Source organism: Parvimonas sp. M20, assembly GCF_035282425.1.
Taxonomy (GTDB): Bacteria; Bacillota; Clostridia; order Tissierellales; family Peptoniphilaceae; genus Parvimonas.
This window is the reverse complement of record NZ_JAYKBQ010000178.1, coordinates 1-268: the sequence shown is the minus strand read 5'-3', so window position 1 is coordinate 268 and position 268 is coordinate 1. Positions and strand designations below refer to the sequence as shown.

Annotated in this window: 1 protein-coding gene; it reads left to right on the top strand. The window is 74.6% G+C overall.

The genetic code is table 11. The annotated features are described in order from the left end of the window. Positions 1 to 268 (top strand): hypothetical protein (locus VJI93_RS08875; RefSeq protein WP_324009335.1); only part of this gene is annotated, 268 nt, incomplete at both ends.

The following is a 268-nucleotide window of genomic DNA, read 5'->3' as shown; positions in this document are numbered from 1 at the left end:
GGAGGCGCTGATCGCGCTGCTGGCGCGACTGGGCACGGCGGACCCGGTCGACGCCACGCTCGATACGGCAAGGCTGGCCGCGACGTTCGACCTGGCGCGCTTTGGCCGTGCCCCGGCGCGCTTTGACGAAGCCGAACTGGCGCGCGTCAACGCCACGGTGGTGCACCACCTCCCCCACGATCGCGTCGCCGACCGCCTGCCCGCCGGCATGGGCGCGGCCGCATGGGAAGCGATCCGCCCCAATCTGGCGCGCGTGGCCGAGGCGGCA